The following is a 24,948-nucleotide window of genomic DNA, read 5'->3' as shown; positions in this document are numbered from 1 at the left end:
GGTAGCGCGCCGCGATGCAGCTGATTCCATGGTCCCATCAATGCGACGAGGGCTTCACCCTGCGTGGCTGGCGCACAGAAGCCAGTGGGCGACCGCTGTTGCATTTTCTGCACGGCAATGGCTTTTGCAGCCTGGCTTATCAACCCATGCTGGCGCGCCTGGCCGGCCATTTCGACTTGTGGCTCAGTGACGCGCAAGGGCATGGCGACAGCGACCACGGTGGCGTGTTTCGCGGTTAGAACCGCACCGCTGCGCTGGCCGTCGAGGCCTTCGAAGGCGGGCGGGGCGAGTATGGCGAGGTACCACGCGTGGCCCTCGGGCACAGTTTTGGCGGCGTGCTTACCAGCCTGATGCTGGCGGCTGAGCCCCAGCTGTTCCAGCGCGCCGTATTACTGGACCCGGTGCTGTTCAGCAAGCGCATGTTGGCTGTGCTGGGTGCAGCAAGGGTGGTTGGCCTGCACCGTCAACACCCCATGGCACGCCAGGCTGCGCGGCGGCGCAGCTTCTGGCCTGACCGGCCTTCGGCGCACGCGTCGCTGCAGGGGCGGGGCATTTTCAAAGGTTGGCACGATGCGGCGCTGCAAGCCTACATCGACCATGCCTTGGGCGAATGCGACAAGGGCGTGGTGCTTAAGTGCCGGCCCAGCCGCGAGGTGGAGATCTTCAGCTCATTCCCCCGGCGCCTGTGGCCAACTTTGTTACGCATCGCCGTCCCCACGCGCATTCTGTACGGGGAACATACCTACCCCTTCGTGCCGGTCTCGGCAAACCGGCTGGCGAGCCTCAACAGGCATGTGAGTGCCCGGCAAGTGGCGGGCGGGCATTGCTTCATGCAGGAAGACCCAGGCAATGCTGCTGATCTGGCGACCGGTTTTTTGCTCGGCACTGTCCCATAAGTGGGACGATGCATGCCATAGCGGCAGGCTACTCAGCCATAGGCACCATTGCTAAGGTGTTCTCAGCCAATGAGGACCTCCCCATGAAAACGATTCTCGGTATCCACCGCAGCCCCCAACCCCACTGGGTGGGTGATGGTTTCCCGGTGTGCAGCCTGTTCACCTACGACAACCTGGCCAGCCATATAAGCCCGTTTTTGCTACTGGACTATGCTGGCCCTCACACCTTTTCACCCACCCAGGCCCGGCGCGGGGTGGGTGAGCACCCCCATCGTGGCTTCGAGACGGTAACCATCGTGTACCAGGGCGAGCTTGAGCACCGCGACTCGACAGGGGCTGGCGGCTTCATCGGCCCCGGTGATGTGCAGTGGATGACGGCCGCCGACGGCATCATCCATGAAGAGTTTCATTCGCCGCGGTTTGCGCAAACGGGTGGAACGCTGGAGATGGTGCAGCTGTGGGTAAACCTGCCCGCCCGTGACAAGCGCGCGGCAGCGGGCTACCAGACCCTGCTGGCGCAGGATATCCCGGTGGTGCCGCTGGGCGGCGAATCCGGGAGCCTGCGCGTGATCGCCGGCAGCTACCAGGGCGCTCTGGGCCCTGCACGCACGTTCACGCCGATGGATGTATGGGACATGCGCCTACAGGCAGGGGCGAGCGTCACGCTACCCGTCGCCGCTGGCCGCAATGCAGCCCTGGTGGTGCTGCAGGGCACGGTCACTATCAACGGGGCGCAACAGGCGGGGCCTTCGAGCCTGGTGCTGTTTGACCCGGCAGGGCAGGATCTGCAGCTTGAAGCAGCAGGAACTGCAAGCGTTCTGCTGCTCAGTGGCGAGCCGATCGACGAGCCGATTGTGGGTTACGGCCCGTTCGTGATGAACAGCCAGGCCGAGATCATCGAGTCTTTCGAGGCTTTCCAGGCCGGCAAATTCGGGCAAATGCAGGGCGACCGTGGTGGTGCTTCACATTGATGCACCGCTCGTCGCAGGGTGATGATTCTGCCCGAACCTAACCTCACCCCAGGGGTTCTTCAGCTAAGGTGCTAGATGAACCCCTGCATGCTCATCACTGCAGCGCATCGACGTTTGGCCAAAGATGCTCATTATCAATTGGCGCTCAGCCTGCTACAGGCGTAACTACATTAAACAGGCCATCGCCAGAGAGGGTCGTACCATGTCGTTGATAGGCGTTTCTATGCTGGAAATGCGGCAGATGATCGAGCATGCCTGCCTGCCTGATCGTTGTGAAATCAGCTGCGCTGACGGTAACAACCTGACCATCCGCCTTGCCCAGGGCCAGAACTTCGAGCGCGGTGTGAGCCTGAGCGGTGTACCGCTGCACAGCCTCAACAGCTGCCGCGACCTGGTGAACCTGGTTGGGCAGCTGCATGCGCTGCGCTGCAACAACCCTGCGCGGGCGAAAGCGATTGCCTGATCACGCCCGATTGATGTACGCGCTTTAGCCGCTAGCGCAGCTCCAGCAGCAGGTTCAGGCCGCCGTCTCCGCATTTGCCTTTGTCGCGCACTACGCCGTGGTAGCTGCGCCCGTCCAGCATGAACGCAACGCTGTGCGCCCTGTCGACCTTGTCTGGCAGCGGCGGGCAAATATGCATGCGCAACGCAGGTCGCCCTTGGAGGCTCAGCGGTGCCAGCTGGCACTGGCACTCCACACTCAGCGCCACCGGGCCAAACAGCGTGTCGCGCACGTAATCCAGTTGCACCGATGCATTGGGGGCGCGGCCTGGCATCTTCATGGTCGGTTGCCTCTGGTGGTAAGTGGCGGGACGGCGTGATGCTGGGTCATGACAGTCTCCTGTGAGCTGACGGTGGTGCCAGGTGGCACACGTTTCGGCTAATGCACTATCCACAACCTGCCTTGCGGAAGGTCAGGTTGATCCGGCGCTCGCCCATGCGCGGGTGAACCCCGGGCTTGATCGGCAGCACACCGTGGAAGCGTAGACGGTCTTCGCCGCCCCAAACCAGTACATCACCATGGCTGAGCGGGATGCGCTGGGTCTTGTCAGCCCGTTGTTGCCCCCCGAATAGAAACACGGCCGGAAGCCCCAGGGAAACCGACACGATAGGCTGATCGAAATCGCGCTCGTCGCGGTCCTGATGCAGGGTGAGGCGGGTGCCTGGCTGGTAGTGGTTGACCAGGCATGCGTCTGGAACGAACCCGTCGAAGCCGGCGATAGCCGCGCTGCGCGAGGCAAACGCAGTGAGCACATCGGGCAACGCCGGCCATGGCTGGCCACTGACGGGGTCGGTGGGGCTGTAGCGGTAGCCGTTGGCATCACTGACCCAGCCCAGCTCACCACAGTTGGTCAGCGCCACCGCCATGTGCAGGCCGCCGGGGGTGCGCATGTGCCGGAACGGCGCAGCCCGCAGCACCGGGCGCAGGGCGTCCAACATCGCCTCCAGGTCGGGGAGGGCGAAGCCTGGCAACAGCACTGTATGGCTGGCCAGGCGATGCGGCTGTGGGCCGAACAGGTCAAGGTCGGACTGAATCATCAGTGGTCAAATCTCTCCGCCGAGTCAATATCGCGGTTCATGCAAACCTATTGGTGTCAATGCGACATTAAACTCAAAATGTTTCTGAACGCCGTTCGTCAGTGAGCGGTCTTGATCTTTGGCCCCGGCCGAGGCCGCTTACCGATGATGAGGATTAGAAATGTCTGAGCACGTACCGGACAACCCCCGCAGGGACTTCCTGCGCAAGACCTTGACCCTGATACCTGTGGTAACGGTCGCCAGTACCGGCCTGGGCTTGGGCGCCAGTGCGGTGATAGCTGAGCCAGCACGCAGCCCCAACGTGCCAGAAAAAACCGACGCCGCCCAGTACCAGCCGGCATTTTTCACCGTGGACGAATACGCTTTCCTCCAAGCCGCGGTGAGCCGCCTGATCCCGGCTGACGAGCTGGGCGCCGGCGCCCTGGAGGCCGGTGCCGCCGAGTATATCGACCGGCAGATGGGCACTCCCTACGCCAGCGGCGCCTTATGGTACATGCAAGGCCCCTTCAATGCAGACGCCGCACCCGAGCTGGGTTACCAGTTGCAGCTCAACCCGCAGCAGATCTACAGGTTAGGTATCGCCGGTGTGCTGGGCTGGTGCAAGGCCCAGGGCAACAAGCCGTTCCATGAACAAAGCGCCGCCCAGCAGGACCGTGTGCTCGCCGCGCTGGAGGCGGGCGACCTGGTATTGCAGGACGTACCTGCCAAGGCCTTCTTCAGCCTGCTGTTGCAAAACACCCGAGAGGGTTTTTTCTGCGACCCCGTGCATGGCGGTAACAAAGGCATGGTCGGCTGGAAGCAGATCGGGTTCCCCGGTGCCCGCGCCGATTTCATGGATTGGGCCGAGCGCAACGAGCGCTACCCGTTCCCACCGGTGTCCATTCGTGGGGAGAGGGCCTGAACCATGGCAAACACGTTGAAGAAAGTGGATGCGGTGATCGTCGGGTTTGGCTGGACCGGCGCCATCATGGCCAAGGAACTGACCGAGGCAGGGTTGCAGGTGGTTGCCCTGGAGCGCGGCCCCATGCAGGACACCTACCCAGACGGCAGTTACCCCCAGGTGATCGACGAGCTCACCTACAGCGTGCGCAAGAAACTGTTCCTGGACCTGTCCAAGGAAACGGTCACCATACGCCACACGGTCAACGATGTAGCCTTGCCGTACCGGCAACTGGGCGCTTTCCTGCCGGGCAAAGGTGTGGGCGGTGCCGGGCTGCATTGGTCCGGTGTGCACTTTCGTGTAGACCCGATCGAGTTGCGCATGCGCAGCCATTACGAAGAGCGCTATGGCAAGTCGTTCATCCCCCAGGATATGACTATCCAGGACTTCGGCGTTACCTATGAAGAACTGGAGCCGTATTTTGATTTTGCCGAGAAGGTCTTCGGCACCTCCGGTCAAGCCTGGACCGTGAAGGGCGAAGTGGTAGGGCGGGGCAAGGGGGGCAACCCATACGCCCCGGACCGCTCCAACCCATTCCCGCTGGTGTCGCAGAAGAACGTGGTATCCGCCCAGCTGTTCCAGCAGGCCACCTCGGCCCTGGGCTATCACCCCTACAACCTGCCGTCGGCCAACACCTCGGGCCCTTACACCAACCCCTACGGGGCGCAGATGGGACCGTGCAACTTCTGCGGTTTCTGCAGCGGTTACGTGTGCTACATGTATTCCAAGGCCTCACCCAACGTGAACATTCTGCCGGCATTGCGCCAGGTGCCTAACTTCGAGCTGCGTGCCAATGCCCACGTGCTGCGGGTGAACCTGGACGACAGCAAGCAACGTGCAACCGGCGTGACCTACATCGACGCCCAGGGCCGTGAACTGGAGCAACCGGCCGACCTGGTGATCCTGGCCGCGTTCCAGTTCAACAACGTGCGCCTGATGCTGCTGTCCGGGATCGGCAAGCCTTACGACCCTCTGAAGAACGAAGGTGTGGTCGGGCGCAACTTCGCTTACCAGAACATGGGCACGGTCAAAGCGTTTTTCGACAAGGACGTGCACACCAACAACTTCATCGGTGCAGGTGGCAACGGCGTTGCCATCGACGACTTCAATGCCGACAACTTCGACCATGGCCCCCATGGCTTTATCGGCGGCTCACCCATGTGGGTGAACCAGGCAGGCTCGCGGCCGATTGCCGGTGTCGCCAACCCCCCGGGTACACCTGCCTGGGGCAGTGCCTGGAAGAAGGCCACCGCCGACTACTACACCCATCAACTGTCGATGGACGCCCATGGCGCACATCAGTCCTACCGGGGTAATTACCTGGACCTGGACCCGACCTACCGCGATGCCTACGGCTTGCCACTGTTGCGCATGACCTTCGACTGGCAGGAAAACGACATTCGCATGAACCAGTTCATGGTCGACAAGCTGAGCAAAATCGCCCAAGCGATGAACCCTAAATCCATCGCCGTGCTGGGCAAGCAGGTGAAAGAACATTTCAACACCGCCAGCTACCAGACCACCCACCTGAACGGTGGTGCGATCATGGGGACCGACCCTGCCACCAGTGCACTGAACCGCTACCTGCAATGCTGGGATGTGCACAATGTATTCGTCCCGGGCGCCTCTGCGTTCCCTCAGGGCCTTGGCTACAACCCGACCGGGCTGGTGGCCGCGCTGACGTACTGGTCCGCCCGGGCCATTCGGGAGCAGTACCTGAAGAACCCCGGCCCGCTGGTGGCGGTTTAAGGAGCGATGAACATGAACAGAATGTTGATCGCAACTTTGCTGATGGGCACCGGGCTCTGCGCGCAAGCGGCGCAGCCCGACCCGCAACAGGTGCAGCAAGGTGAATACCTGGCCCGCGCGGGCGACTGCGTGGCCTGCCACACGGCCAAGGGCGGCAAGCCATTTGCGGGCGGGCTGCCCATGGAAACCCCCATCGGCACAATCTACTCCACCAACATCACGCCGTCGCCCGAAGGCATCGGGCGCTACAGCTTCGACGACTTCGACCAGGCGTTGCGCCGCGGCATCGCCAAGGACGGCAGCACGCTTTACCCGGCCATGCCGTACCCGTCCTACGCGCGCCTGACCGAAGCCGACATGCAGGCGCTGTATGCCTATTTCCAGCACGGCGTGCAGCCGGTGGCCGAGCCCAACAGGGACAGCGACATCCCCTGGCCGCTGAGCATGCGCTGGCCGCTGGCGATCTGGCGTGGCCTGTTCGCACCAGATGCCAAGCCCTGGCAGGCGGCCCAGGCCAGTGACCCGGTCATCGACCGCGGGGCGTATCTGGTCGAAGGCCTGGGCCACTGCGGCGCGTGCCACACCCCACGGGCACTGACCATGCAGGAGAAAGCCCTGAACCCACAGGAAGGTGAAGCGTTTCTGGCCGGCAGCGCGCCGCTGGAGGGCTGGATTGCCAAGAACCTGCGCGGTGATCACAAGGACGGCCTGGGCAGCTGGAGCGAAGCCCAGTTGGTGCAGTTTCTCAAGACCGGCCGCAGTGACAACAGCGCGGTATTCGGTGGCATGAGTGACGTGGTGGAGCACAGCATGCAGTACATGACCGATGCCGACCTGACCGCCATTGCCCGTTACCTGAAAACCTTGCCGCCAAGCAACCCGAACGACAAACCGCATCAATACGACAGCAAGGTGGCCGATGCCTTGTGGCAGGGCGATGACAGCAAGGCAGGTGCTGCGGTGTACATCGACAACTGCGCGGCTTGCCACCGCACCGACGGCAAGGGCTACACCCGTGTGTTCCCGGCACTGGCCGGCAATCCCGTGGTGCAGACCGCCGATGCCACCTCGCTGATTCACCTGGTGCTCAAGGGTGGCACGCTGCCGGCAACCCATGCGGCACCCTCCAGTTTCACCATGCCAGCCTACGCCTGGCGGCTGAATGACCAGCAGGTGGCGGACGTGGTCAACTTCATCCGCACCAGTTGGGGCAACCAGGCAGGTACCGTCAAGCCCGGCGATGTAGCTGACCTGCGCACCAGCGACATGCGCCAGACATCAGGCGATGACCTGGGGCAGGTGACGGACCACTAGGCCCTTCCGAGGTGTGACCCGACAGATGGCAGATTGACGAACAGGCCGGTTTTTGGTGTATTGAAACCGGTTTCATCGCCCTAACAATAATGATCAGGAACTGCCATGACCGACGCGCCTGCCCATGCCCGCGAACGAGTCACCATCAGCGAAGTCGCCCGTGTTGCCGGGGTATCCAAGGCAACCGTGTCGCGTTATATCGGCGGCGACCGGCAGTTGCTGGCCGACGCCACTGCCGCGCGGCTGGCGCAGGTCATCGAACAGCTGGGCTACCGGCCCAACCAGATGGCCCGTGGCCTGAAGCGGGGCCAGACTCGGTTGATCGGCATGCTGGTTGCCGACATCCTCAACCCGTATTCAGTGGCGGTGATGCATGGCGTTGAAACCGCCTGCCGCCAGCACGGCTACAGCCTGGTGGTGTGCAACACCAACCGTGACGACGAACAGGAGCGCCATCATCTGCGGGCGTTGCAGTCGTACAACGTCGAGGGGCTGATCGTGAACACCCTCGGCCATCAGCCTGGCGAGTTGCTCAACCTCATGCGGGACATGCCCATGGTGCTGGTGGACCGACAACTGCCCGAGCTGAAGGTGGACCTGGTTGGCCTGGACAACCTCGACGCCGTGGAGCAGGCCATCGCGCACCTGCATGCCCGCGGTTACCGGGACATCCTGGCCGTTACCGAGCCGCTGGACGGTACCAGCTCGCGGGCGGAGCGGGTTCTAGCCGTCGGCACCTGTGTCGGTCAACGCCCCGGCATGCGCCAGCAGGTCCTGCACACAGGCCCTGGCCTCGATGCGGGCCTCGCAGCATTCCTTGCGCAGAGCGGCCATGGCCCGCAGGCCATCTTCACCTGCAACGGCGTCGCCACCCTGGAGGTCACTCGCAGCCTGCGTGCTACAGGCCGTGATCTGTTTGCAGACGTCGGCCTTATCGCCCTGGACGACCTGGACTGGTACCCGTTGGTCGGCAGCGGCATCACGGCCTTGGCCCAGCCCACCGAACGCATCGGCATGGCGGCGTTCGACAGCCTGCTGGGCCGGCTGCAGGGCGACAGCGGCATCGCCAGGCGCATCGACTTCAAAGCCTCCTTGCTGATACGAGGCTCGACTTCCCCACGCTAACTACCGGCAGCCTCCGCTTCGGCGAATACTGCTGGCGAAAAATGAAACCGGTTTCACAAGGACAATAACAATGCACCCGATCCCCGTTTCAATCAGCCTCTCCAGCTACGGCGCGGACTATGTTCGCCAGCGTGGCCAGGAGCAATTCATCGATCTGCTGGCACGGGCCGGCGCCAGACGGGTGGAGTTGCGCGAAGAGCTGTTCTCCTGCCTGCCAGACCCACTTGCCCTGGGCGCCGTCATCGCCGGGGCCGGCCTGGACTGTGTGTATTCCACGCCGCTGGAGCTGTGGGCGCCAGACGGCCAGCCCGATACACGAGTGACCCAGAAGCTGCACATTGCGCACGAACTGGGTGCAGCAGCGGTCAAGGTCTCCCTGGGGCATTACCACACCGGCTGCGACCTGGCGGCCTTGCGTGAGCTGGTGCCAGCGCAGGGGCCAAGGTTGCTGGTAGAAAACGACCAGACTTCTCAAGGTGGCCGCATCGCAGCGCTGCTGGCGTTCTTCCAACGGGCGGATGAAGCGGGGCTCGGGGTGGGCATGACCTTCGACATCGGTAACTGGCAGTGGCAGGGCGAAGCCGTGGAACAGGCTGCCAGCCAGCTGGGCCGCTGGGTGCAGTACGTGCACTGCAAAGCTGTCCGGCAGCTTGCCGACGGCCGTTTGGCAGCGGCGCCACCGCAAGTGGCCGACCTGCAGGCCTGGGACCGGCTGCTGGCGCAGTTCAGCCCCGGTGTAGTGCGTGCCGTGGAGTACCCCCTGGTGGGCGATGACCTGCTGCAGGTGACCCGCGACCAGGTGCGCCACCTGGCCGTGCTGGGGCTGGGCGCACGGGCCGAGGAGGTGAGCCATGCTTAAACACGATGTGCTGTGCTTTGGTGAAACCATGGCCATGTTCGTAGCCGAGCAACTGGGCGACCTCGCCAGTGTCAGCCTTTTCAACAAGCGTATTGCCGGGGCCGACAGCAACGTGGCCATTGGCCTGGCACGCCTGGGCTTCAGCGTACGATGGGTGAGCCGGGTAGGGGACGACTCGTTGGGCCGTTTTGTGCTGGACAACCTGCGTGGCGAAGGCCTGGACTGCTCGGACGTACAGATAGACCCGGCTCACCCCACTGGCTTTCAGCTCAAGGGCCGCTGCGACGATGGCAGTGACCCCGCGGTGGAGTACTTCCGCCGGGGCTCGGCGGCCAGTCACATGACCCCGGCCCTGCTGCAGCCGGGCTGGCTGCAGGCCCGGCATCTGCACGCTACCGGTATTCCGCTGGCCCTGTCCGAGGGCTGCCGCAGCCTGTCGCACACGTTGGTGGATGCCATGCGCAGTGCCGGGCGCAGCGTCTCCTTCGACCCCAACCTGCGCCCCTCGCTGTGGCCGGACCTGCGCACCATGGTGCAGCAGACCAATGCACTGGCAGCAAAGGCCGACTGGGTGCTGCCGGGCCTTGAGGAGGGCCGCTTGCTCACCGGCCAGCAGACCCCGGCCGACATCGCCGGCTTCTACCTGGACCTTGGCGTCGAGCTGGTGGTGATCAAGCTGGGGGACGCGGGCGCCTATTTCCGCAGTGCCAGCAGCGAAGGCCAGGTCGCGGCCGTACGCGCCCCCCAGGTTGTGGACACCGTGGGTGCGGGTGACGCATTTGCCGTCGGCGTGCTCAGCGCGCTGCTGGAAGGGCGTGACATCGGCCAGGCGGTTGCCCGTGGCAACTGGTGCGGCAGCCGCGCCGTGCAGTCGCGGGGCGATATGGAGGGCCTGCCCTGGCGCCACGAACTGGAGGCCTACGAACGGCTGCCACAGCCCTGAAGTTGCCCCAACCAATCACCTGTCGCGACAAAAACAAGAAGCTCAGGAGAACCACCCCATGAACAGCAAAAGCCTGGCCCCACGCCGTTGGTGGTACATCATCCCCATCGTGTTCTTCACCTATAGCCTTGCTTACCTGGACCGCGCCAATTACGGCTTCGCAGCGGCCTCCGGCATGGCCGATGACTTGCGCATCACCCCCGTGCTGTCGTCGCTGCTGGGGGCACTTTTCTTCCTCGGGTACTTCTTTTTCCAGGTGCCTGGGGCCATCTACGCCGAGAAGCGTAGCGTCAAGAAGCTGATCTTTGTCTGCCTGATCCTCTGGGGCGGGCTCGCCACGCTCACGGGCATGGTCAGCAACGTCTACATGTTGATCGGCATCCGCTTTCTGCTGGGCGTGGTCGAGGCGGCCGTGATGCCGGCGATGCTGGTGTACCTGTGCCACTGGTTCACCCGTGCCGAGCGCTCACGGGCCAACACGTTCCTGATGCTGGGCAACCCGGTGACCATCCTGTGGATGTCGGTGGTTTCGGGGTACCTCATCAAGCATTTCGACTGGCGCTGGATGTTCATCATCGAAGGCCTGCCGGCGGTGATCTGGGCGTTCTGCTGGTGGCACCTGGTGGACGATCGCCCGGCCCAGGTCACTTGGCTGAGCGACACGGAGAAGCGCGACCTGCAGCACGCACTGGCTGCCGAGCAGCAGGGCATACCGCCGGTGAAGAACTACCGTGAGGCGTTCCGGTCGCGGCAAGTGATCATCCTGTCGCTGCAGTACTTCTGCTGGAGCATTGGCGTGTACGGCTTCGTGCTGTGGCTGCCCTCCATCCTCAAGCAGGCTGCCAACGTGGATATCGTCGAAGCCGGCTGGCTGGCCTCGGTGCCTTACCTGGCGGCGGTACTGGCCATGGTGGGTGTGTCGTGGGCATCGGACCGCCTGCAGAAGCGCAAGTGCTTCGTCTGGCCACCGCTGCTGATCGCCGCCATCGCCTTTTATGGCTCGTATGCCCTGGGCAGCGAGCACTTCTGGTTGTCGTATGGGTTGCTGGTGGTGGCGGGTGCCTGCATGTACGCACCCTACGGCCCGTTCTTCGCCATCGTGCCGGAAATCCTGCCGGCCAACGTGGCCGGCGGCGCCATGGCCCTGGTCAACAGCATGGGTGCGCTGGGGTCGTTCGGCGGCTCCTGGCTGGTGGGTTATCTGAACGGCGCCACAGGCAGCCCGGGCGCTTCGTACCTGTTCATGTGCGGTGCACTGCTGTGCGCCGTGGCACTCACCGCGGCCCTCAACAATTCAACTACCTCCGGCCGGGCCAAGCGTCAGCGTCCGCGGCTGGCGGTGAACCACTAGGAAGCGATCATGAACAAGCGCATCGTGCTGTACAAACGCCTTTCACCAGACTTGCTCGCGCGCCTTGAGCAGCACGTGGAGGTGACCTTCATAGACTTGGCCCAGCCCGATGGGCTGGCCAGGCTGCGCGAGGCATTACCGGGCGCACAAGGGCTGCTGGGCGCAAGCCTGCGCCTGGATGCCAGCCTGCTGGACCTCGCGCCCAACCTCGAGGTGATTGCCAGCGTGTCAGTAGGGGTGGACAACTACGATATCGCTGACCTCGACCGGCGCGGGGTAATGCTCACCAACACCCCGGACGTACTCACCGAAACTACCGCAGACACGGGCTTTGCGCTGATCCTGGCAACAGCCAGGCGCGTGGTGGAGCTGGCGAACTGGGTGCGCGAGGGCCACTGGCAGGCGAGCCTGGGGCCCGCGCATTTCGGCTGCGACGTGCACGGCAAGACACTGGGTATCGTGGGCATGGGGCGTATTGGCGAGGCCCTGGCCCGGCGCGCAGCGGCGGGTTTCGGTATGCGCGTGGTGTATCACAGCCAGCGGCCCAAGCCTGAGGTGCAGGCGCGATACAACGCCCACCGGCGCGACCTGGACGCGCTGCTGGCCGAGGCAGACTTCGTGTGCCTCACGGTGCCGCTCAGTGCCAGTACCGAAGGGCTGATCGGTGCGCGGGAGCTGGCCCTGATGAAGCCTGAGGCCATTCTGGTGAACATCTCCCGGGGGCGCGTGGTGGACGAAGCAGCATTGGCCGAGGCGTTGCAGGCCGGGCGTTTGCGCGGCGCCGGCCTGGATGTGTTCGTGCACGAGCCATTGGCGGCCGACTCGCCGTTGCTGAAACTGGACAAGGTAGTGGCCACACCGCATATCGGTTCGGCCACCGAAGAAACCCGCCAGGCCATGGCCCGCTGCGCGGTAGACAACCTGCTCAGCGCGTTGCGGGGCGAACGGCCAGCCAACCTGGTGAATGGCTAAGCGTCGGGCCCTGGCTGTGACGGGCTTGGCGGGTCAGCGGCAGTTGCCGGCCTTGCGATAACCGGCGGCCTGCGCCTCGCCTTCGCTGGCGAAGTTCACCTGGTTCTTCGACGCGACCTGGTGATAGCCCGGGCAGCCAGAGGCCAGGTGATACACATGGCTGTTGCGGTTGCCAAGCACCGCGCCGACTGCGACGGCACGGGCCTGGCCTGCTGGCTGGCGTGCTGCTGGCACAGCCTGCACCACGCCGTCGCCCGCGGGCTGGTAATTGGCGGTCCACTGGCGTTCGCCAGTCACGAACGGGTTCGCGTGCCCCATGATTGCGGCAATGCGCCGGTCACGTTCCTTTTCCCAGGCCGAAACCGGGTGTTGCTTGTCCCAGGCCATCAGCAGCTGCTGTTGCTGGCGCGACATGTTCAGCCGGTAGCGGTCGAACATGTAAAACGTGGTGCGTGCTACCAGGCCTTTCACTTCATCACGGGGCTCGGCGGCGCGCTGCACGAAGTCGACCTTGGTGGTGCACCGCCCGTACTCGCCAGCATTACCGGCGACCATGCCATAGTTGAAATTGCTGCGGTCGCCGTTTACTTCACCCACGGCCGGGTACAGGTTGAACAGGTCCGCTTCCATGGCGCGGAATACCGGATCGGTGTCTACGCAATGCTCACGGCCGCCGTTTCTCCAGCACTGGCGCTGGTTGCCGAACGTATGGGCGGGCACGATGTGCTCCCACTCGGTACGCTCGGCGCGGTTCTGCTGCTTGCGCGTCTGGTAGCCGCAGGAGGCGGCGTCGATGCGCCCGCCAGACTTGCCCACCCAGGTCCACTGGCAGCCACAGTACAACTCGCCCATGGGGCTGCTGGCCTGGTCCATATAGACCCGCTGCTTGGCCACAACCTTGGCTTCGGTGAAGGTGGAGGGCGGGTTTGCCCAAGCTGCGAAGCTCAGAAGCAGCAGGAGGTTCAGGGCGTAACGCAATGATTTCATGGCTAAACAACACGCGGTTTTAACAGGGTCGCGCATTGTAATGCTTTATGTCTGGCTGAACAGCCCGCTGGCCGCGAGGCGCCAGCGGGCCCTGTGCACCAGGCTTATTTGAACCCGGTTACCCCGTGGGGCACGTAAGGGGCCTGCAGACGCGCGATTTCATCCTCGCCAAGGTGCAGCGCCAGCGCGGCCAGGGCGTCGTCCAGGTGCGCGGGCTTGGAGGCGCCGACGATCGGCGCCGACACACCGGCCTTGCCGAGCACCCACGCCAACGCCACCTGTGCCATGGGCACTCCGCGTTCCCCGGCTATCTGCTCGACCACGTCGATGACCCGGCCGTCCTCCAGCTCGGTTTTTTCATAGAACGACTGGCCGGAAATATCAGTGCGCGTGCGTTCGGTCTGCTGGCCATTGGGCCGGGTCAGGCGGCCGCGTGCCATGGGGCTCCAGGGCATCAGGCCAACACCTTGGTCGAGGCACAGGGGGATCATCTCGCGCTCTTCTTCGCGGTACAGCAGGTTGAGGTAGTTCTGCATCGACACAAACCGGCTCCAGCCGTGGCTGGCCGCCACCTGTTGCGCCTTGGCGAACTGCCAGGCATACATCGATGAGGCGCCGATGTAGCGGGCCTTGCCGGCCTTCACCACATCATGCAGGGCTTCCATGGTTTCCTCGATGGGCGTGTGGTAGTCCCAGCGGTGGATCTGGTAAAGGTCGACATAGTCGGTGCCAAGGCGCGTCAGGCTGGCGTCGATGCTGGTCATGATGGCCTTGCGCGACAGCCCTTGCTCGTTGGGCCGGCTGGCGCCTTGCCACATGTTGGCGGGGTAGAACACCTTGGTGGCAATGACGGTTTCGTCGCGGCGGGTGAATTCCTTCAGCAGCTTGCCCACGATCACTTCCGAGGTGCCGGCCGAGTAGCTGTTGGCGGTGTCGAAGAAGTTGATGCCTTGTTCCACCGCATGGCGGATGATCGGCCGGCTGGCCTCTTCACCCAACGTCCAGGGGTGGGTGCCGGCATCCGGTTCACCGAAGGTCATGCAGCCCAGGCACAGCCTGGAGATGTCCAGCCCGGTGCTACCCAGCTTCACGTATTGCATCGTTGTCTCCTTCAGGGGCGCTAATGAGGGGTCAGCGTACCGACATCGGGCTTGTAGGCAAATTCCCCGAAGGTGGCAAACGAAGGGTGTTACGCCGTCGGCACGCGCACACCGGTCTTGACGTTGCTCATGGACACCAGCGTATTGAAGCGCTTGACGTTGTTGTTCTCGAAAAACAGCTCACGGGTGAGCTGGGTGTACTGCTCCATGTTGCGCACCAGCAGGATCAGCACGAAGTCGTAGGCGCCAGTGACGTAGTAGCACTGCTGCACCTGAGGGCAGGCCAGGAAGGTGCGTTTCATGGCATCGAGCAGGTCCAGGCGCTCGTTCTCCACCTCAACCTCGGTGATCACGGTCAGTACGTAGCCCAGTTGCACGGGGTCCACCTGGGCCACCGTTGCTGTGATCACGCCATCGGTGGTCATTTTTTTCAGGCGGCGGTTGACCGCGGCCGAGGACAGGTTGACTTGGGTGCCCAGCTGCATTTGCGAGGTGGTAGCGTCTTGCTGTACCGCATCGAGCAAGGCGAGGTCGAAGTGATCGAGGGGCATGATGCGCGTCCAGGTCAAACTGAAGGTAATGCGTAATGAAAGTGCGTCAAGCACTCGATAATCAAGCTTTTATTGCGCTGGCAGTGAATAGAATCTCCCCATTCGAGTAAATCCTCATGGGCGGAGAACAGTATGGACACGGAACCTGCACTGCGCCTGGATGGCGCACTGCTGCTGCGGCAGCTTCACGCGCTTGGCCAGGTGGGCGCGGACCCTTACCAGGGCGGCCGCACCCGCATCGCGCTGACCGATGCAGACAAGGCCGGGCGGGACATGCTGGTGGGCTGGATGAAGGCCCTTGACCTGCACGTGCAGGTGGATCGCATTGGCAACATCTTCGCCACGTTGCCTGGGCGCGGCAAAGGCGCCGGGCAAGCGCCGTTGATGATGGGCTCGCACATCGACACGGTCACCAACGCCGGCGCCCTGGACGGTTGCTACGGCGTGCTGGCGGGCCTTGCGGTACAGCGCGCCTACCGGGTGGCTGGGCGGCTGCCCGAGCGCCCGCTCACCGTCGCCGCGTTCACCAACGAGGAGGGCGTGCGCTACCAGCCCGACATGATGGGCTCGCTGGTGCATGCTGGGGGGCTGGCGCTGCAACAAGCGCTGGACACCGTAGGCAGTGACGGAACCCGCTTTGGCGACGAACTGGCACGCATTGGCTACGCCGGCCCGCTTGAGCCAGGGGCGATTGCTGCCCATGAATATGTCGAGCTGCACATCGAGCAAGGCCCGATCCTGGAGGCAGAAGGCGTTCAGATTGGCGTGGTGGAGCGCCTGCAGGGTATTTCGTGGCAGCAGGTGCAGGTCAAGGGCCACGCCAACCACGCCGGCACCACCCCTACCGTATTGCGGCATGATGCCGGGTTCGTCGCCTGTGCGGTGGTGGCAGCGCTGCGTGACCTGGCAACGGACTGCCCAACCACGCTGGCAACGGTCGGTTGCATGCAGTTCGAACCCAACGTCATCAATGTCATCCCGCGCAAGGCAACGTTCACGGTCGACCTGCGTGATCCTGACGAAGGCCGCCTGGCGGCTGCCGAAGCGCGCCTTGAACAGCTGCTGGCCGACCTGGCGGAACGCGAGCAGGTCAGCATCAGCAATGAGCGCCTGGCGCGGTTTGCGCCAGTGGTGTTCGACGCAGGCCTGGCGGATGCCATCGAGCAATCAGCGGCCCGCCTGGGCTTGAGCCATCGCCGCATGGTGTCAGGTGCCGGCCATGACGCGCAGATGATCGCCCGCACGGCACCGGCAGCGATGATCTTCGTGCCCAGCCAGGGCGGTATCAGCCATAACCCGCGCGAGCACACCGATGACGCGCTGTTGATCCAGGGCGCCAACGTGCTGCTGGACGTGGTGGTCCAGCGCCTGAGCAGGGCCTGAGCCACGCCTGTGTGGGTATTTCACTGACTGTTGCTATCGCTGGCTTGCCAGCAGGAGCCGTACTGCATGTTCGTTCGTAACCCCAACGCTTGCCGCCAGCCTTACCCACGTGCCCTTCAAGCGGTGATGAGCATCGCCATCGCCCAGCAAAGCCGTCACTGGCTGGGCGGGTGGGCTCGCCTGAACCAGAAGCCCACCCCGCTGTACAGCTTGCCCGGCCTAGCCGCCGAACTGGGTGTTGCCCAGGTAGCGGTCAAGGATGAGTCTGTGCGCTCGGAACTGGGCAGCTTCAAGGCACTGGGTGCGCCTATCGCACTGCTGCGCCTGGTGCTGGGTAGCTTCCCCCTGCAACGCATGCACCCGTATGGCGTGCTTGCGGGGCACCACGCTCAGTTGCTCAGCGAGTTCACCGTTGTCAGTGCAACCGATGGCAACCACGGGCGGGCCCTGGCGGCGGCCGCGCAGAGCATAGGTTGCCGCTGTGTGATCGTGCTGCATGCGCACGTGAGCATCGAGCGTGAGCGCGCCATTGCCGCCTACGGTGCCCTGATCGTGCGTATTGCCGGCAATTATGACGCGTCGGTGGCACACGCCGCTGCGCTGGCCGCCAGCAACGGCTGGCACGTGGTGTCCGACACGTCCTATGAAGGCTATGAGGTGATCCCGCGGGATGTGATGCAGGGCTACGCCACCATTGCTGCAGAAGTCGTCGAAGCCAACGCCGGGCAGCCACCGTTCACCCATGTCTTTCTGCAAGGTGGGGTGGGCGGCCTGGCGGCAGGCGTTGTCAGCTACCTGTGGGAACTCTATGCGGAGCATCGTCCGGTGTTCGTGGTGGTTGAGCCCGAACAGGCCGACTGCCTGTACCAGAGCGCGCTGCGCGGTGAACCGGCCAGGGCTACCGGGTCGGTAGACTCGGTGATGGCGGGGCTGGCCTGCGGCGAGACATCCCCGCTGGCGTGGCGCTTTTTGCAACCCAGCGTCGATGCCTTCATGACCGTCAGTGATGCTGAAGCGGTAGCTGCCATGCGCCGCCTGGCAGCCGGCAGTGAAGGTGACATACCGGTGTTGGCGGGTGAGTCCGCCGTGGCCGGGCTGGCAGGCGCCATGCACTTGCTTGAACAAGCGCCCGACGTTGCAGCGGGCCTGGCCCTTGGCCCTGAAGCACGACTGCTTGTGATCAGTACCGAGGGCGCCACAGCCCCGGGTGTGTATGCCGAACTGGTGGGGGAGCGCGCCGAATCGGTACTGGCGCGTCAGGCTGCGTGGACGGCTGCCTGACCCTGGTAAGGTTCAGTGGCCGCCCTTCATCCGCCGGGCGATGAAGTACAGCCCAAGGCCTGCCAGGGCGGTAGCCGCGCCAATGAAACCGGTGCTGGTCCAGCCCATGCCTGCCGTGATGGCCATACCGCCCAGCCAGGGGCCCAGGGCGTTGGCCAGGTTGAAGGCCGCGTGGTTCGAGGCAGCGGCAAGGCTTGGCGCCTCGTGGGCGATGTCCATCAGGCGGATCTGTAACGGGGCTGCCAGGGCGATCATGGTGCCCACCAGGCCAACGCCGAGCAGCAGGCTCCACAGGGCGTGGGCAGCGACGGTAAAGAACAGCAGTACGGCGATGGACCAGGCCAGCACCAGCCCCACCGCCCGGAACTGCAGCCGGTCAAACAGCTTGCCGCCGGCAATGTTGCCGATGATACCGCCCAGCCCGAATGCGGCCAGGCCAAAAGGGATCCACTGCGGGGCTACCCGGGTGACTTCCAGCATGGTGGGTGCCAGGTAGCTGAACACGCAGAACATGCCGGCGAAGCCAATGGACGCGATGGCCAGCGCCATCCACACCTGGGGCAGGGTGAAGGCCTTGAGCTCCTTGCGCGGGTCGCTGCGCACTTCATCGTGCCGCTGGGGGACGAAGCGCCAGACCATGGCGATGGTGCACAGGGCAATTACGCCCACCAGCACGAACGCAGAACGCCAGCCAAAGTATTGGCCCAGGAAGGTGGCGACCGGGTTGCCCAGCAGCATGGCCAGCGTCAGGCCCATCATGACCCGTGCCACAGCCCCCGCCCGCTGGTTGCTGGCCACCATGCTCGAAGCGACCACGGCGGCGATGCCGAAATAGGCGCCGTGGGGCAGGCCGCTGACGAAGCGGAACGCCACCAGGCCACCGAAGGAGGGCGCAAAGGCAGTGGCCAGGTTGCCCAGTGCATACAGCGCCATCAGCAGCAGCAGCATGTGCTTGCGCAGCAACTTGGCCCCCAGTATCGCCAGGGTCGGGGCGCCCACCATCACCCCCAACGCGTAGGCACTGATGGCGTGGCCAACCTGGGGCTCGCTCAACTGCAGGTTGCTGGCGATATCGGGCATCAGGCCCATGATCGCGAATTCGCCGGTTCCGATGGCAAAGCTGCCCAGGGCCATGGCGGCTTCCATCCTGGCGACGGTGCCTTTGGTGGGCAGCGGGGGTAATTGCTGAACTGACATCGTGGTCCTTAATGCAACAAGCTGAAACGATAAAGTTTAATCTTAGAGAATCATGGGCCTTGACGTCGAGCGTGTCTAACGGCAGGCCTACGGTCTGACCGTGGGAAAGGAGGGAAGTGCAGATAGGAGTACAAATGTGCTCTTGCCGCTCAACGCTCCAGGTATTGGCTTTGCGCGGCAAAGTCGATGAACCGTTTACTGGCCAGCGATAAGTACTCCCCGGCCCGCCAGCACAGGCGAAAGCTCATCTGCTGCGCGGGTTTGAACGGCACCCCGACGATGCCGGGGGTCCGCAGTTGGACCGAGCGCAGCAATGTCGCGACGCCAAGGTTGTCCAGTGCCGCCTGCACCACCAGCGACACAAAGTTGCTTTGCAGGGCTACCTGGTAGGTGATGCCGTGTTCTGCAAAAAACGCATCCAGCAGTTGGCGCTGCACGAAGGTGCGGTCGAACACCACCATGTCGGTGTTGCGCAGGTCCTCGGCCGTCAGGCTGTCTTTACCGGCGTAGGGGTGGTCCGGGTGCATGCAGGCCAGCATCTCGTCGCTGCCCAGCAGGATCGACTGTTTGTCAGGGGGTACTCGCCTGGATTCGAGCAAGGCCAGGTCGATGTCACGTTGCTCCAGGCGCTGGCCAATGTCCTCGGCGCTGCCCTCGAACACGGTCATGGCAATGCCAGGGTAGAGGCGGCGGAAGGCATTCATCAGGCCGGGCACATAGTGCAGGCCGAACATCGGCGGGATGCCCAGGCGCACTTCACCGCGCTTGAGGTCGGCCATGTCGCGCAGTTCCTGGCGGGCCACGTCCATCTCCCGCAGGGCCGAAGCAATGCGCGGCAGAAACTGCTCGCCTTCGGCCGTGAGCACCACTTTGCGGGTGGTGCGGTTGAACAGGCTGACGCCCAGCTCCTCTTCCAGGCGCGTCACCGCCATGCTCAATGCTGGCTGGGCGATGTGCAGGTGCTGGGCCGCTTTGGTGAAGCTGCCCTGACGTACGATTTCGACGCAGCAGCGCAGTGCTTTGAGGTTCATCGGCGGGGTTTACCATTCATAACGTTTTGTGATGCTGAGCATCATAACAATATATTTAATATTATTAACGCGAAGGCCTACGATGCGCGGCACTGAGACATCCTGCAACATCTCAGTCACGCCGCTTTAACAAGCCGCAATTCCTCCAAGATTTCGAGGTAGTACCCTAAATGGCCAAGGCCGCCGATGTCGTTGTGCAATGTCTGGAAAACGAAGGTGTCGAGTATGTATTCGGCATCCCTGGTGAGGAAAACCTCGACCTGCTCGAATCCCTGCGCAAGTCGAAGATCAAGCTGGTACTGACCCGCCACGAGCAGTCCGCAGGCTTCATGGCGGCCACCTATGGCCGCCTGACCGGCAAGACCGGCGTCAGCTTGTCTACCCTCGGCCCCGGTGCTACCAACCTGGTCACCGCCAGTGCCTATGCCTATCTGGGCGGCATGCCGATGATGATGATCACCGGCCAGAAGCCGATCAAGAAGTCCAAGCAGGGCCGTTTCCAGATCATCGACGTGTGCGGCATGATGGACCCCATCACCAAGTACACCCACCAGTTCGCCTCGGCTGACAACATCCCGGCGCGCATGCGTGAAGCCTTCCGCCTGGCAGAAGAAGAAAAGCCCGGTGCCGTGCACCTGGAGCTGCCGGAAGACATCGCTGCCGAGCAGACCGACAGCCTGCCGATTCCCCCCAGCCTGCACCGTCGCCCGCTGGCTGAGCACAAGGCCATCGAGGCAGCCGTGCAGAAGCTGCAGAACGCCCGCAACCCGATCCTGGTGATCGGCGCCGGCGCCAACCGCAAGATGACCGCCAAGGTCCTCAAGCAGCTGATCGACAAGACCGGTATCCCGTTCATCACCACGCAGATGGGCAAAGGTGTGGTGGACGAGCGTCACCCACGCTTTTTGGGCAACGCCGCGTTGTCTTCGGGTGATTTCGTGCACCGCGCCGTCGAAGCAGCCGACCTGATCGTCAACATCGGCCACGACGTGATCGAGAAGCCGCCGTTCTTCATGGTGCGCGGCGGCACCGAGGTTATTCACATCAACTTCCGTTCGGCTGAAGTGGATGCGGTGTACTTCCCGCAGGTGGAAGTGATCGGCGATATCGCCAACGCCGTGTGGCAGATTGGCGAGGCCCTGACCGATACCAGCCACTGGGACTTCGCGCGCCTGATGGCCATTCGCGAGGCCAACGAAGCGCAGACCGCCGAAGGCGCCGACGACGACCGCTTCCCGGTCTACCCGCAGCGCCTGGTGGCCGACATCCGTCGCGTGCTGCCGTCCGAAGGCATCGTGGCCTTGGACAACGGCATCTACAAGATCTGGTTCGCCCGCAACTACAAGGCCCACAAGCCTAACACCGTGCTGCTGGACAACGCCCTGGCGACCATGGGCGCCGGCTTGCCGTCGGCCATGGCGGCGCACCTGGTGTACCCGGACCGCCCGGTGATTTCGGTGTGTGGCGACGGTGGCTTCATGATGAACAGCCAGGAGCTGGAAACTGCCGTACGCCTGGGCATGCACGTGACCGTTGTGATTCTGCGCGATGACGGCTACGGCATGATCCGCTGGAAGCAGGCGAACATGGGCTTCACCGATTTCGGCCTGGACTACGGCAACCCGGACTTCGTGAAGTATGCCGAGGCCTACGGTGCCAATGGCCACCGTGTGGAAAGCGCTGAAGGTTTGCTGCCGTTGCTGGAGCACTGCATCAAGACCCCAGGCGTGCATGTGATCGACTGCCCGGTCGACTACAGCGAGAACGACCGCATTCTCAACAGCGAACTGCGCGAGCGCGCATTGGCTATCTGAGATCAAGGTGGTGGGTGAACGCGGCCCGCCGCCTGCCTCTTTCCGGGTGCTCTGCGCCCGGGTTGCCAGCTAGATCTGTTCTCATGAAGTTCACATAACCTATTGATTTTAGGAGGCTCTGTGGGAGCGGCTTCAGCCGCGAACACCGGCGAAGCCGGTGCCATGTATCGCGCTGCCTGCTTCGCGGATGAACCCGCTCCCACAGGGTTACTGTGGCTTCAACAAGCTCTGCAGGTTTGCCAGGATGGTGGTGGTGTCGTACGGCTTGCGCGTGACCGGGATGTGCTTCAGGTGCGCGGGGATGCTGATGCCGTCGCCGTAACCGGTGGCAAACAGGAAGGGTATCCCACGGCGCGTGAGCTCATCAGCCACGGAAATCGACGTGCTCCGCCCCAGATTCACATCCAGGATGGCTGCATCCGGCTGGCCCACTGTCAGCAACTGCATGGCTTCGTGCTCGGAACTCGCCGTCATTACGCAGTCCACACCCGCGTCGGTCAAAATCTGCTCCAGGCCTACGGCAATCACCAGCTGATCCTCCAGAATCAGCACGTTCAAACCCGCCCGAGCCGCAAAGCGCTCCCCGGACGATGCCGCCGTTGTGCCGGCTGTCGCCGCAGCCTCCGCCTCGCCAAGCGCCAGGTGTTTATCGGGGATGGTGAAACAACCACGCAGCCCCTCCGGGCAATACTCGACCTGGCTGGTACCGCCCAGGTCGAAGGGGATGCTGCGGCTGATCCGCACCGAGCCAAAACCATTGCGGCTGGGCGCGCGCACGGGCGGGCCGCCGCGTTCCTGCCACTCGATGGTGCAGGCGCCTGCCTCATCCAGTGCCCAGCTGACCGACAGAGTGCCGCCCGGGCGCGACAACGCCCCGTACTTGGCCGCGTTGGTGGCAAGTTCATGCAGCACCAACGCCATCACCGAATAGGCCCGTGCATCGAGGATCACGTTCGGCCCCTGCAGCTCGATCACCCCACTGGCGGTGCGGTAGGGCGACAGCTCCGCGTCCAGCAGCATCGCCAGCCGCCCACCGCCGTCGCCGCGCACCACCTGGTCGTGCGCCAGTGCCAGTGCCTGGATCCGCCCCTGCAGCGTGGCCACATAACCCTGGAGCGTCTGGCTTTCGGAAGTAGGGTGGGCGACCAGCGCGCCAATCAGCGACAGGATGTTCTTGACCCTGTGGTTCAGCTCTTCGTTGAGAATGCGCTGGCGCACCTCGGCCTTGGACCGCTCGCTCGCCAGCAACTCGCTGTTGTGCAGCACGACTTCGACGATGGCAGTGCGGATGGCATCGCCGAACTGACGGTCCTGCTCCGTCCAGGGCAATGACTGCTGGTGGACCGTTTCTTTCCAGATGGCAAAGCTTTTGCGTGGCGTCAGGCGGTCACCCAAGGCGCCGCTGATGTAGGTTTTATTAGGGTCGCCCGCCCAGTCCAGGGTTTCCACCACCTCCTTGCGGAAGAAGATGATGTAGTCTCGCGGGCGCTGCGATATAGGCAGTATCAGCACCCCGGACACCTCGGTGAAGTACGCCTGGGCTGCCGGATGAGCCGTTGCCAGGCGGTGGGATGCCCAGGTTCTGCCTTCGGTGATGCCGTCGGCAAACCGCAACAATTCGGGTAGCGCGGTTTTTGGCGGTACCGTGCCGGAGGACGACCAGCGCCCCTGCAACGACAGGCCAATGCCATCGCACGGTATCAGCGCCATCAGGCGCGGCAGACGCCCCTGGAAGAACATGTCCATATCGGCGGCATGGTTGGCATCGCGCAGCATCACGTCGAGGGTTTCGTGCACCTGCACGGCGGCTTCGAGCTTTTGCCGGCTGTGCAGGGTCTCGATGTGCAGCGAGAAGAACTCACCGAACATCTCCGCTGCCACGCGTTGACCCATGTTCAACGTGCGCGGCGAATAGTGATGACAGGCAATCAGCCCCCACAGCTCACCTTTGACGATGACGGAAATCGACATCGAGGCGCCCACACCCATGTTGTGCAGGTACTCGCAGTGCACGGGGGAGACGCTGCGCAGGTGCGCGTACGAAAGGTCCAGCGGCTCACCTGAAGCGTCCAGCACAGGTTCAATGGCGACTGGCTCGAAGCCCACATCCGGGATGACCCTGATCAGGTTGCGCAGGTACAGCGAGCGTGCCTGGGGCGGAATATCGGACGCCGGAAAGTACTGCCCCAGAAAACTCTCCAGAATGCTGCGCTTGGCTTCGGCGATGACCTTGCCGGCACCGTCACTGTCCAGCTGGTAGATCATCACCCGGTCATAGCCCAGCACCGCCCGCACAAAGCGCGCTGCATCACGGAACAGGCGGTTGGTCTTGTCGATTTCCCGCAGTTCGGCAATCAGGGTGCGGGCCAGCTCGACGGGTTCGGCGCCACTTTGGCCGGCCAGCTCGAACTCCAGCAGCGCATTGCCCTTGTACAGGTGGGCGGTGACGTCCACAGCCACGCCGTTGGGCAGCACCTCTGCGAAGCGAAGCGCAGGGCGGGAGCCTTCGCGCAGGCGTGCCAGGGCATTGCGCAGGGTATGAGCAAGTTCGGCACCGAGGACGGCGTCCAGCTTCTGGCCATTGATGGCACCCTCTACCCCCAGCAGTTGCGGGGCGTTCAGCGAATGACGCAGGAGGATGGTTGCGGACGCGTCGCAGGTCAGCAGGCAGCCATGGGGCTGGATGCTGCCTGGAATCTGGATGGGCTCGTGGTCGCAGTTGCTCAGGTTTACCAGTGGGTCGGAGGTCATTAGCCAGGCCTGTGAAAAATGTAAAGGCTGCCCGCTGGGCCGCCTTGGTCAGCCTAGCAGGCCGGCTGGCCCGGGCATAGCTGACGGTTGCGGGGCTAGCGGTTTTTTTGACGGTCAGCTGTTTGAATGGACGGTTGGCTTGTCTGAACACGGGGTTCGGTGGTCTCATGCCGCCCACTGCTCAACGGGTAACC

The 24,948-nt window shown here is 63.7% G+C and carries 21 protein-coding genes and 1 pseudogene; 14 read left to right on the top strand and 8 right to left on the bottom strand.

Annotated features, from left to right (window positions below):
- The first annotated feature begins 14 nt into the window (after positions 1-14).
- From IAE36_RS00375 to IAE36_RS00365, 3 genes and pseudogenes are all read left to right on the top strand, one after another.
- Positions 15-896: pseudogene (locus IAE36_RS00375) on the top strand (alpha/beta fold hydrolase).
- Between the two features lie 83 nt (positions 897-979).
- Positions 980-1,867: a pirin family protein gene (locus tag IAE36_RS00370; protein ID WP_201209587.1), complete on the top strand. Its 888-nt coding sequence runs from the start codon at positions 980-982 to the stop codon at positions 1,865-1,867.
- Between the two features lie 202 nt (positions 1,868-2,069).
- Positions 2,070-2,330, top strand: a complete 261-nt coding sequence (locus IAE36_RS00365) for a DUF1652 domain-containing protein (protein WP_201209586.1) — start codon at positions 2,070-2,072, stop codon at positions 2,328-2,330.
- A 31-nt stretch (positions 2,331-2,361) separates the two neighbouring features.
- Here IAE36_RS00365 and IAE36_RS00360 read toward each other — a convergent pair whose 3' ends face one another.
- Entirely contained in the window at positions 2,362-2,649 is a 288-nt protein-coding gene (locus IAE36_RS00360) for a hypothetical protein (RefSeq protein WP_028633936.1), read from the bottom strand.
- A gap of 106 nt (positions 2,650-2,755) precedes the next feature.
- Positions 2,756-3,406: a DNA oxidative demethylase AlkB gene (alkB, locus tag IAE36_RS00355; protein WP_201209585.1), complete on the bottom strand. Its 651-nt coding sequence runs from the start codon at positions 3,404-3,406 to the stop codon at positions 2,756-2,758.
- Positions 3,407-3,566: 160 nt separating this feature from the next.
- Between alkB and IAE36_RS00350 the strand changes: the two genes are divergently transcribed.
- From IAE36_RS00350 to IAE36_RS00315, 8 genes are all read left to right on the top strand, one after another.
- Positions 3,567-4,307, top strand: coding sequence for a gluconate 2-dehydrogenase subunit 3 family protein (locus IAE36_RS00350; protein ID WP_201209584.1), 741 nt, complete (start codon positions 3,567-3,569; stop codon positions 4,305-4,307).
- 3 nt (positions 4,308-4,310) lie between these two features.
- Positions 4,311-6,095, top strand: a complete 1,785-nt coding sequence (locus IAE36_RS00345; RefSeq protein WP_201209582.1) for a GMC family oxidoreductase — start codon at positions 4,311-4,313, stop codon at positions 6,093-6,095.
- A 12-nt stretch (positions 6,096-6,107) separates the two neighbouring features.
- Positions 6,108-7,409, top strand: a complete 1,302-nt coding sequence (locus tag IAE36_RS00340) for a cytochrome c (RefSeq protein WP_201209580.1) — start codon at positions 6,108-6,110, stop codon at positions 7,407-7,409.
- A 105-nt stretch (positions 7,410-7,514) separates the two neighbouring features.
- Positions 7,515-8,534 carry a LacI family DNA-binding transcriptional regulator gene (locus IAE36_RS00335; protein ID WP_201209578.1) on the top strand — a complete coding sequence of 340 codons (1,020 nt, stop codon included), beginning with the start codon at positions 7,515-7,517 and terminating at the stop codon, positions 8,532-8,534.
- Positions 8,535-8,604: 70 nt separating this feature from the next.
- On the top strand, positions 8,605-9,393 hold the full coding sequence (locus IAE36_RS00330) for a sugar phosphate isomerase/epimerase family protein (protein ID WP_201209576.1): 789 nt from the start codon (positions 8,605-8,607) through the stop codon (positions 9,391-9,393).
- Positions 9,386-10,336, top strand: a complete 951-nt coding sequence (locus IAE36_RS00325) for a sugar kinase (protein ID WP_201209574.1) — start codon at positions 9,386-9,388, stop codon at positions 10,334-10,336. The genes IAE36_RS00330 and IAE36_RS00325 overlap by 8 nt, the downstream gene beginning before the upstream one ends.
- A 58-nt stretch (positions 10,337-10,394) precedes the next feature.
- The gene (locus IAE36_RS00320; protein ID WP_201209572.1) at positions 10,395-11,687 is read left to right on the top strand and encodes an MFS transporter; all 1,293 of its coding nucleotides are present in this window, start codon (positions 10,395-10,397) and stop codon (positions 11,685-11,687) included.
- 9 nt (positions 11,688-11,696) lie between these two features.
- Positions 11,697-12,659: a 2-hydroxyacid dehydrogenase gene (locus tag IAE36_RS00315; RefSeq protein ID WP_201209570.1), complete on the top strand. Its 963-nt coding sequence runs from the start codon at positions 11,697-11,699 to the stop codon at positions 12,657-12,659.
- A gap of 33 nt (positions 12,660-12,692) precedes the next feature.
- Here IAE36_RS00315 and IAE36_RS00310 read toward each other — a convergent pair whose 3' ends face one another.
- From IAE36_RS00310 to IAE36_RS00300, 3 genes are all read right to left on the bottom strand, one after another.
- The gene (locus IAE36_RS00310; protein ID WP_201209568.1) at positions 12,693-13,646 is read right to left on the bottom strand and encodes an endonuclease; all 954 of its coding nucleotides are present in this window, start codon (positions 13,644-13,646) and stop codon (positions 12,693-12,695) included.
- Between the two features lie 104 nt (positions 13,647-13,750).
- Positions 13,751-14,746 carry an aldo/keto reductase gene (locus IAE36_RS00305; RefSeq protein WP_201209566.1) on the bottom strand — a complete coding sequence of 332 codons (996 nt, stop codon included), beginning with the start codon at positions 14,744-14,746 and terminating at the stop codon, positions 13,751-13,753.
- A gap of 89 nt (positions 14,747-14,835) precedes the next feature.
- On the bottom strand, positions 14,836-15,297 hold the full coding sequence (locus tag IAE36_RS00300; RefSeq protein WP_060481021.1) for an Lrp/AsnC family transcriptional regulator: 462 nt from the start codon (positions 15,295-15,297) through the stop codon (positions 14,836-14,838).
- 132 nt (positions 15,298-15,429) lie between these two features.
- Between IAE36_RS00300 and IAE36_RS00295 the strand changes: the two genes are divergently transcribed.
- Together IAE36_RS00295 and IAE36_RS00290 are read left to right on the top strand one after the other, a co-directional pair.
- Positions 15,430-16,680, top strand: a complete 1,251-nt coding sequence (locus tag IAE36_RS00295; protein WP_201209564.1) for a Zn-dependent hydrolase — start codon at positions 15,430-15,432, stop codon at positions 16,678-16,680.
- Positions 16,681-16,746: 66 nt separating this feature from the next.
- On the top strand, positions 16,747-17,961 hold the full coding sequence (locus IAE36_RS00290; RefSeq protein ID WP_201209563.1) for a diaminopropionate ammonia-lyase: 1,215 nt from the start codon (positions 16,747-16,749) through the stop codon (positions 17,959-17,961).
- Positions 17,962-17,973: 12 nt separating this feature from the next.
- On the opposite strand, the gene IAE36_RS00285 is transcribed toward IAE36_RS00290, so the two are convergent.
- Entirely contained in the window at positions 17,974-19,158 is a 1,185-nt protein-coding gene (locus IAE36_RS00285) for an MFS transporter (RefSeq protein WP_201209562.1), read from the bottom strand.
- A gap of 149 nt (positions 19,159-19,307) precedes the next feature.
- Positions 19,308-20,189 (bottom strand): LysR family transcriptional regulator, encoded by an 882-nt coding sequence (locus IAE36_RS00280; protein WP_201209561.1) that lies wholly within the window; start codon positions 20,187-20,189, stop codon positions 19,308-19,310.
- Between the two features lie 170 nt (positions 20,190-20,359).
- Here IAE36_RS00280 and IAE36_RS00275 point away from each other — a divergent pair, with 170 nt between their 5' ends.
- A complete protein-coding gene (locus IAE36_RS00275; protein WP_201209560.1) occupies positions 20,360-22,003 on the top strand; it encodes an acetolactate synthase large subunit in 1,644 nt (547 codons plus the stop codon).
- Between the two features lie 207 nt (positions 22,004-22,210).
- On the opposite strand, the gene IAE36_RS00270 is transcribed toward IAE36_RS00275, so the two are convergent.
- Positions 22,211-24,754, bottom strand: coding sequence for an HWE histidine kinase domain-containing protein (locus tag IAE36_RS00270; protein ID WP_201209559.1), 2,544 nt, complete (start codon positions 24,752-24,754; stop codon positions 22,211-22,213).
- Positions 24,755-24,948: the final 194 nt, after the last annotated feature.

The organism is Pseudomonas sp. S36, assembly GCF_016647875.1.
GTDB classification, from domain to species: domain Bacteria; phylum Pseudomonadota; class Gammaproteobacteria; order Pseudomonadales; family Pseudomonadaceae; genus Aquipseudomonas; species Aquipseudomonas parafulva.
The sequence above is the reverse complement of the archived record's forward strand: the minus strand, read 5'-3'. Positions and strand labels throughout refer to the sequence as shown.